Here is a 1,122-nt window from a genome sequence, read left to right as displayed (position 1 = left end):
GGATGGCGGTTCACGTCGTCGATGCCGGCCATGATGCGTTGCTTCAGCTCGTGTTTTGATGTCACCCGGATGTGGCGCAACACCGAGCGAGCAAATTTGGAGAAGAAGCCCTCGATCAGGTTGAGCCAAGAGCCGTGCTTGGGGGTGAAGGTGAGCTCGAAGCGTCCGACGGGTCGGGCGTTGAGCCAGTCTGTGGTTTCTCTCGATATGTGCGCGGAATGATTGTCGAGGATCAGCTTGATTGCGGTGCCCCTCGGATAAGCGGCATCGAGCAGCTTGAGGAGTTCGATGAACTCTCGGCTGCGATGGCGATCTCTCACGAGAGCATGGACCTTGCCGGTCAGCAGATCGATCCCAGCCAGCAGACTGAGCGTGCCATGACGTTTGTACTCATGATCCCGCGCAAAGGTGGCGTGGACGCCAGGCTCGGGCGGCAAATCCGGCGCCGTCGTTGCGATAGCCTGGATTCCCGGCTTTTCATCACAGGAGACGATTGCCACCGGCTTGCCCCTCTTCGATCTGGCAGCGGCTTTTTTCAGAACCTCGACTTCACGATAGACACACAGAACCTCGGCCATCTTCTGTTCGAATTCGGCGTCGCGGTTCTCCAGATAGTAGCGCACCTTGTGCGGCTTGATTTCCTCTTTGCCGAGAATCTTGCACACCGTGCCCTGGACCAAATTGGCCAGACACTTGTGCCCGGCCGCCGGTCCGTGCTCGCGCGCATGGCGTGCCAGCAATCGCGTCGTCCACAATTCATGGGGATAGCCGTGATCCTTGGCCTTGTCGCACGCCAGCGACACCAGCCAGGCCTTGGCCTCCGGCGTGATCGTGGGCTCCTTGCCCGGCCGTGGCCGATCGTCGAGGGCTGCCAGCACTCCGTGGGCCAGCGCCCGCTCGACGCAGCGTTCGACGGTCTGGTGATGGACCCCAAGTCTGCGCCCCACGGCACAGAACGACCGATTGTCCCGGTAGGCCAGCAGCATCTGCGCCCGCGAGACCCGGCTCGATGGCTCGGTTCTCGACCGCGAAAGAGCCGCCAGCGCTTCAATCTCATCGTCGGTCATCGCCAATTCGACCGCTTGCCGCCATCCTGCCATGAAACCGCTCCTCGTTGCGCCA

The 1,122-nt window shown here is 61.6% G+C and carries 1 protein-coding gene; it reads right to left on the bottom strand.

From position 1 onward, the window contains the following. The coding region (locus tag P0R31_RS40695) for an IS630 family transposase (protein WP_275521234.1) at nucleotides 1-1,100 on the bottom strand (1,100 nt) is incomplete at its 3' end. Nucleotides 1,101-1,122: the final 22 nt, after the last annotated feature.

Origin of the sequence: Bradyrhizobium yuanmingense (assembly GCF_029167105.1) — a bacterium.
GTDB lineage: Bacteria > Pseudomonadota > Alphaproteobacteria > Rhizobiales > Xanthobacteraceae > Bradyrhizobium > Bradyrhizobium yuanmingense_A.
Note: the sequence above shows the minus strand (reverse complement) of the source record. Positions and strands in the feature narration are given on the sequence as shown.